Below are 13,452 nucleotides of genomic sequence, written 5' to 3'. Positions count from 1 at the left end.
TGGCGGCGCGCTTGCCGCTGCCGCTGATCGGCAGCAGCATCTCGCGCTGGCCGGCGACAGCCTTTTTCGGCTTCTTGCCCTTGGTCTTTTCCTGGGTCTTGGCGGCGGCGGGGGCAGCCTCTTTCTCGCCGGCGAGGCTGCGCTTGAGCGCGTCCATCAGGTTGATGACATTGCCGGTGGTTTTCGGCGCCGCCTTGGTCTTGGTGCTGAGCCCGTTGCGCTTCTGGTTAATCAGGTCGATCAGCGCCTGCTCGTAGCGGTCCTCGAACTGCTCGGGCTCGAATGAAGCGGATTTCTGCTCGACGATATGCTTCGCCAGATCGAGCATGTCCTTGGTGATCTTCACATCCTGGATGTCGTCGAAATACTCCTTCTCGCTGCGGACCTCATAGGGGTAGCGCAGCAGCGTCCCCATCAGGCCCTTGTCGAGCGGCTCCAGCGCGATGATGTGCTCGCGGTTGGTCAGCACCACGCGGCCGATCGCGACCTTGTCCATGCTGCGAATGGTTTCGCGGATCACCGCAAACGCATCGTGGCCGACCTTGCCGTCCGGCACGAGATAATAGGGGCGGATCAGGTAGCGGCCGTCGATATCGGATTTCGGTACGAATTCGTCGATCTCGATGGTGCGGGTCGATTCCAGCGCGATGTCGTCGAGTTCGTCCTTCGACACCTCGATGTAGGTATCGGTGTCGATCTTGTAGCCCTTCATGATGTCGTCGTTGGCGACTTCCTCGCCGGTGTCGGCGTCGACCTTGGCGTATTTGATGCGGTGGCCGGTCTTCCGGTTGATCTGGTTGAAGGAGACCTTCTCGGTATCCGACGTCGCCGGATAGAGGGCGACCGGGCAGGTCACGAGCGAAAGGCGCAGAAAACCCTTCCAATTGGCGCGGGGGGCCATGGGCTACTCCGGAATACGCAACAGACAATGGCTGAGGATACCATCGGATCCTCCTGTCTCAAACATGGCTGGGCGGTAAATTGCGATTGGCGTTAACCGTCTGACAGCCGCGTCCCGCGTCGCTTTGACGGGCAGTCGTTCGGCTTGGGTCGCAGCTCCGGAACAGGATATCCGATCAAGCGTTGCTTCAAGTGGGCGGTGCCGAAGCATTGGCTGACATTTACAGGCATTTACTCGAAGAGGTCACCATGGCAACGGAACGGCATGGCCAGATCGTTGAAACGCCGACCGAGGCCCGCCAGGCCGAGCCGGGGCCGTCGGTGCTCGCGCTCCTGTCGGTTTCGACCGGACTTGCAGTCCTTATCCTCGGCATCGTCTGGTTCGCGTTCTTCCGCACCTGAGGAATTGGCCAGGCTGGCTCGTTTGAACGCTGGGCGCGATTGCCAGGTGCGGGCGCTTTCACGAGCGCTGGCGGGCGGCTTGGGGCAGCCGGCAGGTCATGTTAGGCGTGGGTCCGCGGGCGTGTCCGGCCGCGGAAGGCCTGATGACGAAAAAGTAAGGTTGCGTGATGTTCCCGTTCATGGGCCGTTCACGCCGGTGGGCCTCATCTGGAGATATTGGTATCTTGGGGTTCACTTTCGGAGGCCATCTTGCGCCTGCTTGTTGTCGAGGACGATCCGGATCTCAACCGTCAGCTCACGACGGCGCTGACCGATGCCGGCTATGTGGTCGATCGCGCGTTTGACGGCGAGGAGGGGCACTATCTCGGCGACAGCGAACCCTATGACGCCGTGGTGCTCGACATCGGGCTGCCCAAGATGGACGGCATCTCCGTCCTCGAGGCCTGGCGCCGCAACGGGCGCGCCATGCCGGTACTGATCCTGACCGCGCGCGACCGCTGGAGCGACAAGGTGCAGGGCTTCGACGCCGGCGCGGACGATTATGTCGCAAAACCCTTTCACCTCGAGGAAGTGCTGGCGCGGATTCGCGCGCTGCTGCGCCGCTCCACCGGCCATGCGCAGTCGGAACTGACCTGCGGTCCGGTGTCGCTGGATACCCGTACCGGACGGGTCAGCGTCTCCGGCAATCCGATCAAGATGACCTCGCACGAGTACCGGCTGCTGGCCTATCTGATGCACCACACCGGGCGCGTCGTGTCGCGCACCGAGTTGGTCGAGCATCTCTATGACCAGGACTTCGATCGCGACTCCAACACCATCGAAGTGTTCGTCGGCCGCATCCGCAAGAAGCTCGACGTCGACATCATTCAGACGGTGCGCGGGCTCGGCTATCTCCTGACGCCGCCGACGCCCGGAACCTGATGAGTCTTGCGCTTTTATTCGAGAATGGTCTTATCGCAAGGCCAGTCTCCGTTCGTCGGATCGGCGCCTGGGGACATGCTTTTCGGGATCGTGCTCTGATGCGCGGAAGTTCGCTTGCTACGCGGTTGTTCCTGTCGGCGACCGCGTGGGTGGTCGTGATCCTGATCATCACCGGCGTCATCCTGTCCTCGGTCTACCGCAACGCCACCGAGCGGGCCTTCGACCGTCGCCTCAACCTCTATCTCCGCACCCTGATCGCCGAGGTCGCGACCCCGGACGAGCCGCCAGACCGCCAGTTCCAGTCACTCGGCGAGCCGCTGTTCGAACTGCCGCTGTCCGGCTGGTACTGGCAGATCGTCCGCACCGACGAGAAGGCCGAAACGCGGGCCTCGCGCTCGCTGTGGGACAAGAAGCTGCCGAAACTGGAAGACCAGGGCGCCGAACTGACGGCCGCCGGCATCCGGCTCGGTTATATTGATGGCCCGGAAGGCCAGAGCCTGCGGGTGGTCGAACGGCCGATCGATCTCGGCGCCGACGGCAGGTTTCTGGTCAGCGTGGCCGGCGATGCGTCGGAGATTTTCGACGAGATCCGCGCCTTCGATTACTACCTCGGCGGCACCTTCGCAGCGCTCGGCATCGTGCTGCTGCTGACCACGATCTTCCAGGTCCGCTTCGGCCTGGCGCCGCTCAAGCGCATTTCGGAATCGATCGCCGACATTCGCTCCGGCCGCGCCGAACGGCTGGAAGGCGAATTTCCTGTCGAGATCGCGCCGCTGGCGCGCGAGACCAACGCGCTGATCGACGCCAACCGCGAGATCGTCGAGCGTGCCCGCACCCACGTCGGCAATCTCGCCCACGCCATCAAGACGCCGCTCTCGGTCATCGTCAACGAGGCTGCGGCCCATGCGGTGGATCCCTTTGCCAGCAAGGTCCTGGAGCAGGCGGATGTGATGCGGGATCAAGTCGCCCATCACCTCGAACGCGCGCGCATCGCCGCGCGTGTCACCATCATAGGCACCGTCACCGAGGTCGCGCCCGCCATCGAGGCGCTGCGGCGGACCATGGAAAAGATCCATCGGGATCGTCACATCGCGATCGCAGTGCATGCGGATGCGCACGCCAGGTTCCGCGGCGAGCGGCAGGACCTCGAGGAAATGGCCGGCAACCTCGTCGACAATGCCTGCAAATGGGCGGCCTCGCGGGTGTATATCGAGGTGAGGGTCGAGCCGCCGGCGGAACCGGGCACGGGACCGCAGCTCCGTATCATCGTCGACGACGATGGCCGCGGATTATCCGCCGCCGAGCGCGCGCAGGTATCCCGGCGAGGTCAGCGGCTGGACGAGTCCAAGCCGGGGTCCGGGCTCGGCCTTTCGATCGTGGTCGATCTCGCGGCCCTCTATGGCGGCAGCCTCGCACTCGGCGACGCGCCGATCGGCGGGTTACGGGCTGAGCTGGTGCTGCCGGGTATTTGAGCGCCCGCCTGGGCTGGTTACCTCCGGTTGACGGGACGGAATCGAGCAATTCTCGGGGGAGATTTGTTATTACTAAACGCCTTCTTAACGGGCGCACTTCTAAGATCGGCTGGGGACGCGTTTTGCCGTCCGGATGACACACGCATATCCACGCCAGGCGAATGAGCCAGACATCGACCGAGCGGCTGAGAGATTATCTCGCCCAGCTCCCGCCCCAATCGCAGGCGCTGCTGATGCGCGAGTTCGAGCGCGCCATCGAGCGCGGGGAGGACCTCGTCGTCGCCAATTTCGTGCTCGAGCAGCTTCGCAAGGTCGTGCGCGGCGCCGAGGAAGACGACGACGCGCGTCCGCGGACCGACGATCCGGCGCGGCTGCTGTTCCGCCCGCTGGAGCCGTTCCTGTATGAAAGCAATTATCCGATCCGCGCGGGCCAGATCAGGCGCACGTCGCTAGTCCCGGTCTGGCAGTGGCTCAGCCGCGAGGGCGCGCCCGAGGCAGCGGCGGCATTCGAGGCTGCGCTTGCCGGGATCAGGCAGAGCGACTCGACCGCCGGTCTGGAAGCCGCCACCCGCAAGTTTCAGTCTGCCGCGGCTGAGGCCGTCGTCCAGGTCGCAACACCGGTGCAGGGCGACGACCGGCAACGCGTGCTGTCGCGGATCGGTCCGCCCAATGTTGTCGAGGATTTGCTGTCGATCGGCGCGGTGCTGCGGGCCCGTGAGGCGATGGAAACGCTTGGCAGCAAGCTCCCCGGCCAGATCCGGGCGCTGACGCCCTCCCAGCTCGAGGCGGTGACGGCGGCACTCAACGTTCCCTCGCTGCAGACGCCGTCACTGCTGCCATTTGCGCTGTCGCTGATCATGCAGCGGCTGGCCTCGCCGTGGCAGATCATCCGCCTTGCGGTCAAGGTGGCGGCGTCCGATGACGAGATTCGCGTGGCCGCCACGCCCTACGGGATCGCCGTCACGATCGCGCTGCACGATCTGTCGTTCCTCACCGCCTGCCTGCGCACGGACATCAGGCGCGGCCATTTCGACAATGTCGGTGACCAGTTGAAGGTCCTGCACGATGGCGTGCGCGGGCTGCGGACCGAACTCGATCTGCGCAACGATTCCGCGTGGGGCCGTCAGCTCACGTCGATCCGCGCCGACATCTCCAACTCCCTGCAGTCGGAAATCGAGAGCGTGCCGGGCCGGGTCCGCCGTCTGCTGCGTCAGCGCGCCGACAAGGATGTCGCGTCCGCGCCCAAGATCGACGCTGCGGAGGTCGAGGACATCGCCGCCCTGATCGACTTCGTGGCGGTGTGCCGCACCTACGCCAGCGAACTCGCCATCAACGAGGTGACGCTGCGGACCTTCTCCGACCTGCAGCATTACGTCGAGCAATCCACCGAGAGCCTGGTGCAGGCGCTGCGCGGCGGCGACGCCAAGGCACGGGCCTACCGCCAGATGCAGGCCAACGCGGCGATCCGCTTCTGCGAAATCCTGTTCGGCCACGATTATGCGTCGCTGATGAGTCGGGCGGCCGAAAACGCCATGACCGGCGAACGCAGCAAGGCCAAGACGACGAAGGCCGGCTAGGGCCGCGGATTCCGCTGAATTTCCGGCTGTTCCGGCGGGTCTGAGCCGTCCTGCCGGAGGGGCTTTTCTGCCGCAAATGTCAATTGCCGGGCTTACCGCCGGTGGTGTAAAGCGGCGCATCGGCGCGCGCTGAGACGCGCCGCGATGCCCCCGGGAACCGCTTGATGACGCTATGGTTTGTGTTCGCGCTGATGACGGTCGCGGCGATCTTTGCCGTGCTCTGGCCGTTGAGCCGGACCGCCTCCGCGTCGGGCGGCGGCAACGAGGCGGCGGTCTACAAGGACCAGCTTGCCGAGGTCGAGCGCGATGCGACCGCCGGTCTGATCGGCGTGGCCGAGGCCGAGGCCGCGCGGGTTGAAATCGGCCGCCGGCTGCTCGCGGCCGCAGATGGCGGGCGCGGCCTGCCGTCGCGCGCCAGCCTCGGCCTGCGACGGGTCTCGGTGGTTGCGGCGCTGATCGGATTGCCGGTCGCGGCCGTGACGCTCTACTTGTCGCTGGGGTCGCCGCTTCTGCCGGATTTTCCGCTGGCCTCGCGCACGCGCACGGCCGACGCCAACCAGCCGATCGAGAACATGGTGGCGCAGGTCGAGGCGCATCTGGAGAAGAATCCGACCGATGGCCGCGGCTGGACCGTGCTGGCGCCGGTGTTGGCGCGGCTCGGCCGGTTCGAGGATTCGGTCAGGGCCTATCGCAACGCGATCGCCTATGCCGGCGACGGCGCGGAACGCCGCGCCGATCTCGGCGAAGCCCTGGCGGGCGCGGCCGGCGGCGTCGTCACCGCGGAAGCCAAGGCCGAGTTCGAGCGCGCGGTGGCTCAGAATGCCGAGGATCCCAAGGCCAATTATTTCCTCGGGCTTGCGGCCGAACAGGATGGCCGCCAGGCCGATGCCGCCGGGATCTGGCGCGGCATGCTTGCCAAGGCGCCGGCTGATGCGCCATGGCGCCCGCTGCTCCAGGCGGCGCTCGCGAGGGTCGATGGTTCGACGGTGCCTGCGGTCTCCAATGACGCGATGGCCGCGGCCAAGGACATGAACGAGGACGACCGCAACGCGATGGTCCGCGGCATGGTCGACAAGCTCGCGACGCGGCTGAAGCAGAACGGCGACGACGTCGAGGGATGGCTGCGGCTGGTCCGCGCCTATATGGTGATGGGAGAGCGCGCCAAGGCGATGAGCGCGCAGGCCGAAGCGCGGCAGGCGGTCAGTAGCGACGCGGAACGCTTGCGCCAGCTCAACGACGGCCTGAAGAAACTCGGGCTGGATGGATGAACGGGATGCGGCGCGCGCAACGGAACATCGCAAGGCAGGACAGGGAACAGGAATGACGCGCAAGCAACGGCGTTTGACCATGATCGGCGGTTCGCTCGCGGTGCTGACGATTGCTGCGGGGCTGGTGCTCAACGCCATGCGCGATTCCATCGTGTTCTTTTCCACGCCGACCATGGCGGCCGAAAAGCAGATTCCCGCTGGCAAGCGGTTCCGCCTCGGCGGCCTGGTGCAGCCGGGATCGCTGGTCAAGGGCGACAATCTCGCGGTCAATTTCAGCATCGCCGACGGCGCCGCCACGCTGCCGGTCGCCTACAAGGGAATTCTGCCGGACCTGTTCCGGGAAGGGCAGGGCGTCGTCGCCGAGGGCGCGCTGGATGCTTCCGGCGTGTTCAGGGCCGATACGGTGCTTGCCAAGCATGACGAGACCTACATGCCCAAGGATGTCGCCGACGCCCTGAAGAAGCAGGGACATTGGAAGGACGATTACGGCGCCAAGCCGGGCGCCCCGGCTGCGCAGGCGCAGGGAACATCACAAGGGGCGTCGAAGTGATCGCGGAAGCCGGGCACTATGCGCTGGTGCTGGCGCTCGCGCTGGCGCTGATCCAGTCCACCGTGCCGATACTGGGCGCGCGCTGGGGCGATCATGCATTGATGAATGTTGCGCGCTCCACGGCGCTCGCGCAATTGCTGTTCGTCGGCGCCTCGTTCACCGCGCTGACGATGCTGCACGTCGTGTCGGATTTCTCCGTCGTCAACGTGTTCGAGAATTCGCACTCGATGAAGCCGCTGCTCTACAAGATCACCGGCGTGTGGGGCAATCACGAGGGATCGATGCTGCTGTGGGTATTGATCCTGGCGCTGTTCGGCGGCCTGGTCGCCGCGTTCGGCAACAATCTGCCGCTGTCGCTGCGCGCGCATGTGCTGGCGGTGCAGGGCTGGATCGCCGCGGCGTTCTATCTCTTCATCCTCGTCACCTCGAACCCGTTCCTGCGCATCGCAAGCCCGCCGATCGAGGGCCGCGATCTCAATCCGGTGCTGCAGGACATCGGCCTCGCCGTGCATCCGCCGATGCTTTATCTCGGCTATGTCGGCTTCTCGATCTCGTTCTCCTTCGCGGTTGCAGCCCTGATCGAAGGCCGCATCGATGCCGCCTGGGCGCGCTGGGTGCGGCCGTGGACGCTGGTGGCGTGGATATTCCTCACGCTCGGCATCGCGATGGGCTCGTACTGGGCCTATTACGAGCTCGGCTGGGGCGGCTGGTGGTTCTGGGACCCCGTGGAAAACGCCTCGCTGATGCCCTGGCTCGCCGGCACCGCGCTGTTGCATTCCGCGGTCGTGATGGAAAAGCGCAACGCGCTGAAGGTCTGGACCATCCTGTTGTCGATCCTGACCTTCTCGCTCTCGCTGCTCGGCACTTTCCTGGTGCGCTCGGGCGTGTTGACGTCAGTGCATGCGTTCGCGACCGACCCGGCGCGGGGCGTGTTCATCCTGCTGATCCTGTGCCTGTTCATCGGCGGTAGCCTGTCGCTTTACGCGTTTCGCGCATCGACGCTGAAGCAGGGCGGGCTGTTTGCGCCGATCTCGCGCGAAGGCGCCCTGGTGCTCAACAATCTCTTTCTCACCTCGGCCTGCGCCACCGTGTTCATCGGGACGCTGTATCCGCTGGCGCTGGAGGTGTTGACCGGCGACAAGATTTCGGTCGGCGCGCCGTTCTTCAACCTGACCTTTGGCCCCCTGTTCGTGCCGCTCCTGCTCGCGGTGCCGTTCGGTCCGCTGCTGGCATGGAAACGCGGCGATCTCCTCGGCGCGGCGCAGCGGCTGACGGTGGCCGGCATCGCGGCGCTGATCGCCATGGCGGTGCTGTGGGCATGGCTTCATGGCGGCGCCACGCTCGCACCACTTGCGATCGGACTCGCGGTTTTCGTCGTTGCTGGAGCGATCACTGATCTGGTCGAGCGCATCGGGCTGCTCCGCGTGCCCTTCGCGACCGCGCTGGCCCGTGCCCGCGGATTGCCGCGCGCGACCTGGGGCACGGCCTTCGCGCATGCCGGCCTGGGCATAGCGCTGATCGGCATCGTCTGCGAAACCACCTGGAACAGCGAATATATCGGCACGATGAAGCCGAACGACGTTGCGACCGTCGCCGGCTACCAGTTGAAGCTCGGCGACATCACGCAGCGCCAGGGCCCCAATTTCCGCGAGATGATTGCGCAGTTCACCGTGGTCAGGGACGGCGCGACGGTTCAGGTGATGACGCCCTCGAAGCGCAATTTCACCACCCGCGGCGCCTCGACCACCGAGGCCGCGCTGCTGACGCGGGGCGCCAGCCAGCTCTATGTTTCGCTGGGCGATACCAACGCCGAGGGCGCCATTGCCGTGCGCATCTATCACAAACCGCTGGTGCTCTTGATCTGGTGGGGCCCCGTCATCATGGCGTTCGGCGGCCTCCTGTCGCTCTCCGACCGCCGCCTGCGCGTCGGCGCGCCGAAGCCGGCAAGGGCGGCCCGTGCGCTGCAGCCCGCGGAGTGAGAAGTTGAAGAAGCTGCTCGCCAGCCTGCTCGTTGCGGCCGCGCTGTCGGGGGGGCCGGCGGCCTACGCCGTGCAGCCCGACGAGATCATGGCCGACCCTGCGAAGGAGGCGCGCGCGCGCGAGCTGTCGCGCGAGCTGCGCTGCATGGTGTGCCAGAACCAGTCGATCGACGATTCCGACGCGCCGCTGGCGCGCGACCTGCGGCTTCTGGTGCGCGAGCGGATCGCGGGCGGCGACAGCGACCGGCAGGTGATCGATTTCCTGGTCGCGCGTTACGGCGAGTTCGTGCTGCTCAAGCCGCGCTTCTCGCCCCACACGCTGCTGCTGTGGCTGCTGCCGCCGCTCGCTCTGGCCGGCGGCGGACTGGCGCTCTGGTTCTACAGCCGCCGCCGTCCGAACGCGGGCGGCGCGGCCGATCCGTCGCTGCGCGACCTGACGGACGAGGAAAAGGAGAGGCTGGAGCGCCTGCTCGCGGCCGATGCGGCCGAGAAAAAGGCTTGAACCGGCGCCATTGCACGGTGGCCGGTTTTCGCTAATTTTCCTGTCAAAATAACCAGGGCAGGAGGAAACCGGACATGGCTCTCACACTCTACGACGCCACCGTGGCGAACTACCTGCAGACGCTGGGCGCCGTCGGCGGCTTTCTCGAGCGCGGTCTCAAGCATTTCCAGGACAACAACATCGATCCGGAAACGATGGTCGAGACCCGTCTCGCAGCCGACATGCTGCCGCTGCGTTTCCAGATCATCTCCGTTGCCCAGCATTCCCGCGGCGCCATCGAGGGTGTGCAGAGCGGCGAATTCCGGCCACCCTCGTTCAAGACGCCCTATGACTACGCGGGATTGCAGGGGCTGATCGCGCAGACGCGCGAAGCGTTGTCGGCGTGGACGCCCGAAGCCGTCAACGCGCTCGGCGGTCGCGACGTCGTCTTCCATCTCGGCGAGCACAAGCTGCCATTCACGGCGGAGGGCTTCCTGATGTCGTTCTCGCTGCCGAACTTCTACTTCCACGCCACCACCGCCTACGACATCCTGCGCACCAACGGCGTGCCGCTTGGCAAGCGGGATTTCATGGGCCGGATGAAGATGAAGAGCTGAGAGGCTTCGAAGACGTAGCGAAGAGGCGCATGGCCGTGCCCGTGGGCCTCGCTTTGGTCGGCCCCCTGCGGCGGGCTGCCGGCCATGCTTTTCCTGGACGCGGGAGGAGGGCATTTCCGCTCTCCGGATGCCGCTTTTCGGCCAGCACTAAACGGGGCTCGCAGCCCACGGAGTCTGCCCCAACGCGCCCAAGCGCCGGCTTCTGCACCAACGAACGGTTGCAGGAATCCGAATTCCTGTAACTGTTGCGTGTAGGGTACAGCAAGTTCCGTGTTCCCCGGATATAGACATTGGAGCGGCTCTAAACAAAGCCGCAGGTATTTTGGGGATTGTATCATGAGGAAATTGCTTCTGCTGGGAACCGCACTGGCTCTCGTCTCGGCTCCTGCCTTTGCGGCCGATCTTCCGATGAAGGCGCCGCCCATGGTCGCGCCGGTAGCTGTTTACAACTGGACCGGCTTCTATATCGGTGGACATGTCGGCTGGGGCTGGACCGAAGTCGAATCAATACAGCTTGCTCCCGGCAGCGCCGCTTTTCCGACCGGCACCGCCTTCGCCAAGAACAATCTGGACGGCTTCCTGGGAGGCGTGCAGGGCGGCTTCAATTGGCAGGTCAGCCCGAACTTTGTTCTCGGCGTCGAAGGCGAATATTCCTGGGCCGATATAAACGGCTCCGCGAGAACGGTCGGCGTGAACGGGTTCGTTTCCAACACGACAGCCCACACGAAGGAGTTGGGGCTCTTCACCGGCCGTTTGGGTTATGCGGCAAACAATTGGCTCTTCTTCGTCAAGGGCGGCGGCGCCTGGGGTCGCGGCAGTTCAGACGGCGATGGTTTCCTCGCAAACGGGACATTCTTTCAAACGACGTCCTCCAGCACCAATCGCAGCGGGTGGGTTGTCGGCGCCGGTGTCGAATGGGGCTTCGCTCCCAATTGGTCTACCAAGATCGAATACAACCATATCGACTTTGGGTCCACGGACGTCACGGTCTTTACCAGCCGAGGCACCACGAACGTTGTAAGTTCCTCCAGCACAATCGATCTGGTCAAGGCGGGAGTGAACTACCGCTTCAACTGGGGCGCACCCGGGACCTACTGAACCCAGCCTGTTTTCCTCATCTCCACGGGCCGGCAGCAATGCCGGCCCATTTATTTGCCGGGAAGCCCGCCAAATAACACGCAAGCCTCCACGGCGGGCGCGCCGTATTTCCGGCCCTCGGCAGCTTGCGTGCGCCCTGTTATGGCGTCGTTCATTTTCTCCGGCATCCCAATCTCGTCAGCAATGCGCTTGAACGTGTGGCGCGCCGCGGGCGCGGCGGGCTTCGGAAGCCATTGATTGCCTGTGCTATTCTGCCGCACCCACAAGCTGTCGCATTACAAAAGTTTAACTCCCTCGCCAGCGCGCGGTAAGGCGGCAACCACCATGTTCAGGTCCTGTTAACTGCCCAGCCCCCGCACCCCAAAACAATGAAGAATTCAGGCTCTGGAGAAATCAAGAACATGACCGAACGTCCCGTCGATCTTTCCTCGCTATCGTCCCGCGGCGCACCGCGCCGTTCGCTGTTCTCCGCGCGCAAGTTCGCGCTGATGGCGTCTGTCGTCGCCGGTCTCGGCGCCGCCGTCTATGGCTTTGGCCCGCAGCAGGGCCCGATCGATGTCTTCACCCCGGCGCATGCCCAGGTCAACACCGAGGTCCGCAAGGTCGAACGTCCGATCGGCTTCGCCGACATTGTCGAGCGCGTGAAGCCGTCGGTGATCTCGGTCAAGATCAACATTGCCGACAAGGGCAGCAAGGACGACAGCGCCAACAAGGACGACGACTCGCCGTTCCAGCCGGGTTCGCCGATGGAGCGCTTCTTCCGCCGCTTCGGCGGTCCGGATGGCTTGCCGCCCGGCCTGCGCGGCGGTCCGCGTGGCGGCCGTGGCCCGGTGACGGGTCAGGGTTCCGGCTTCTTCATCTCGGCCGACGGCTATGCCGTGACCAACAACCACGTGGTCGACAGCGCCGACAAGGTCGAAGTCACCATGGACGACGGCAAGACCTTCACCGCGAAGGTGATCGGCACCGATCCGCGCACCGATCTCGCGCTGATCAAGGTCGAGGGACGCAAGGATTTCCCGTTCGCCAAGCTGTCCGACGCCAAGCCGCGCATCGGCGACTGGGTGCTCGCGGTCGGCAATCCGTTCGGCCTCGGCGGCACCGTGACCGCCGGCATCGTCTCGGCTTCCGGCCGCGACATCGGCAACGGTCCGTATGACGACTTCATCCAGATCGACGCGCCCGTGAACAAGGGCAACTCCGGCGGTCCGGCGTTCGACATGTCGGGTGAGGTGATGGGCGTCAACACCGCGATCTACTCGCCGTCCGGCGGCAGCGTCGGCATCGCGTTCTCGATCCCGGCTTCGACCGTCAAGAACGTGATCGCCCAGCTCAAGGACAAGGGCACCGTCAGCCGTGGCTGGATCGGTGTCCAGATCCAGCCGGTGACGTCTGACATTGCCGACAGCCTCGGCATGAAGAAGGCGGAAGGCGCGCTGGTGGCGGAACCGCAGTCGAATGGTCCGGCGGCCAAGGCCGGCATCCAGTCGGGTGACGTCATCACCGGCGTCAACGGCGAACCGGTCAAGGACGCCAAGGAACTTGCCCGTACTATCGGCGGCCTTGCGCCCGGCGCTGCGGTGAAGCTCAACGTGCTGCACAAGGGGCAGGACAAGGTCTTCAACCTCACGCTCGGCCAGTTGCCGAACACGATCGAGGCCAAGGCTGACACCGACAAGGACGACAAGGGCGGTGCCAGCAAGGGAACCGGCGTGCCGAAGCTCGGCCTGACGGTGGCCCCGGCCAACAGCGTGGCCGGCGCGGGCAGGGAAGGCGTCGTGGTGACCGAGGTCGACCCGAAGAGTGCGGCGGCCGACCGCGGCTTCAAGGAAGGCGACGTCATTCTCGAAGTCGCCGGCAAGAGCGTCGCGACCGCGGGCGAAGTGCGTGAGGCGATCGACGCCGCGCGTACCGACAACAAGAACAGCGTTCTCATGCGCGTGAAGAGCGGCGGTTCGTCGCGATTCGTCGCAGTGCCGCTGGCGAAGGGCTAAACGAGGACTAGATACGAGATGGAGGGTTTCGCCGGCATTCGTCGCCCCCGCCGACGGCTCCTTCCGGGGAGCGGGTGCAAAACTCGCTCCCTCAGGCTGCTTTCCTGCGGAATACGCCCCCCTCCGTCGAAAGCGGCTAAGGGCGGTGAGGTCCCCCAGCTTCACCGCCCGCCTGTTTCTTCTTTTCACTTGA

At 65.2% G+C, this 13,452-nt stretch carries 12 protein-coding genes; 11 read left to right on the top strand and 1 reads right to left on the bottom strand.

What is annotated here, in order from left to right:
- On the bottom strand, positions 1–901 hold a 901-nt coding region (ku, locus tag V7E26_RS10795), incomplete at its 3' end, for a non-homologous end joining protein Ku (RefSeq protein WP_324415572.1).
- Between the two features lie 248 nt (positions 902–1,149).
- Here ku and V7E26_RS10790 point away from each other — a divergent pair.
- The 11 genes from V7E26_RS10790 (at position 1,150) to V7E26_RS10740 (ending at position 13,259) form a co-directional block, all read left to right on the top strand.
- Positions 1,150–1,302, top strand: coding sequence for a hypothetical protein (locus V7E26_RS10790; RefSeq protein WP_324415570.1), 153 nt, complete (start codon positions 1,150–1,152; stop codon positions 1,300–1,302).
- Positions 1,303–1,551: 249 nt separating this feature from the next.
- A complete protein-coding gene (locus V7E26_RS10785; protein WP_283033564.1) occupies positions 1,552–2,223 on the top strand; it encodes a response regulator transcription factor in 672 nt (223 codons plus the stop codon).
- Between the two features lie 98 nt (positions 2,224–2,321).
- Entirely contained in the window at positions 2,322–3,695 is a 1,374-nt protein-coding gene (locus tag V7E26_RS10780) for a sensor histidine kinase (RefSeq protein WP_324415567.1), read from the top strand.
- A 161-nt stretch (positions 3,696–3,856) separates the two neighbouring features.
- The gene (locus V7E26_RS10775; protein ID WP_324415565.1) at positions 3,857–5,272 is read left to right on the top strand and encodes a hypothetical protein; all 1,416 of its coding nucleotides are present in this window, start codon (positions 3,857–3,859) and stop codon (positions 5,270–5,272) included.
- A 164-nt stretch (positions 5,273–5,436) separates the two neighbouring features.
- Positions 5,437–6,540, top strand: coding sequence for a c-type cytochrome biogenesis protein CcmI (gene ccmI, locus V7E26_RS10770; RefSeq protein WP_324415563.1), 1,104 nt, complete (start codon positions 5,437–5,439; stop codon positions 6,538–6,540).
- 52 nt (positions 6,541–6,592) lie between these two features.
- Entirely contained in the window at positions 6,593–7,090 is a 498-nt protein-coding gene (gene ccmE / locus V7E26_RS10765; RefSeq protein ID WP_324415561.1) for a cytochrome c maturation protein CcmE, read from the top strand.
- Positions 7,087–9,069 carry a heme lyase CcmF/NrfE family subunit gene (locus V7E26_RS10760; protein WP_324415559.1) on the top strand — a complete coding sequence of 661 codons (1,983 nt, stop codon included), beginning with the start codon at positions 7,087–7,089 and terminating at the stop codon, positions 9,067–9,069. The genes ccmE and V7E26_RS10760 overlap by 4 nt, the downstream gene beginning before the upstream one ends.
- A 4-nt stretch (positions 9,070–9,073) precedes the next feature.
- Complete coding sequence (locus tag V7E26_RS10755; protein ID WP_324415557.1) at positions 9,074–9,571, top strand: cytochrome c-type biogenesis protein; 498 nt, start codon at positions 9,074–9,076, stop codon at positions 9,569–9,571.
- A 74-nt stretch (positions 9,572–9,645) separates the two neighbouring features.
- The gene (locus tag V7E26_RS10750; RefSeq protein WP_324415556.1) at positions 9,646–10,167 is read left to right on the top strand and encodes a DUF1993 domain-containing protein; all 522 of its coding nucleotides are present in this window, start codon (positions 9,646–9,648) and stop codon (positions 10,165–10,167) included.
- A gap of 336 nt (positions 10,168–10,503) precedes the next feature.
- Complete coding sequence (locus tag V7E26_RS10745) at positions 10,504–11,265, top strand: outer membrane protein (RefSeq protein ID WP_324415555.1); 762 nt, start codon at positions 10,504–10,506, stop codon at positions 11,263–11,265.
- Between the two features lie 401 nt (positions 11,266–11,666).
- Positions 11,667–13,259, top strand: a complete 1,593-nt coding sequence (locus tag V7E26_RS10740) for a Do family serine endopeptidase (RefSeq protein ID WP_324415553.1) — start codon at positions 11,667–11,669, stop codon at positions 13,257–13,259.
- Positions 13,260–13,452 lie beyond the last annotated feature (193 nt).

Source organism: Bradyrhizobium sp. (assembly GCF_036735945.1).
GTDB lineage: Bacteria > Pseudomonadota > Alphaproteobacteria > Rhizobiales > Xanthobacteraceae > Bradyrhizobium.
Note: the sequence above shows the minus strand (reverse complement) of the source record. Positions and strands in the feature narration are given on the sequence as shown.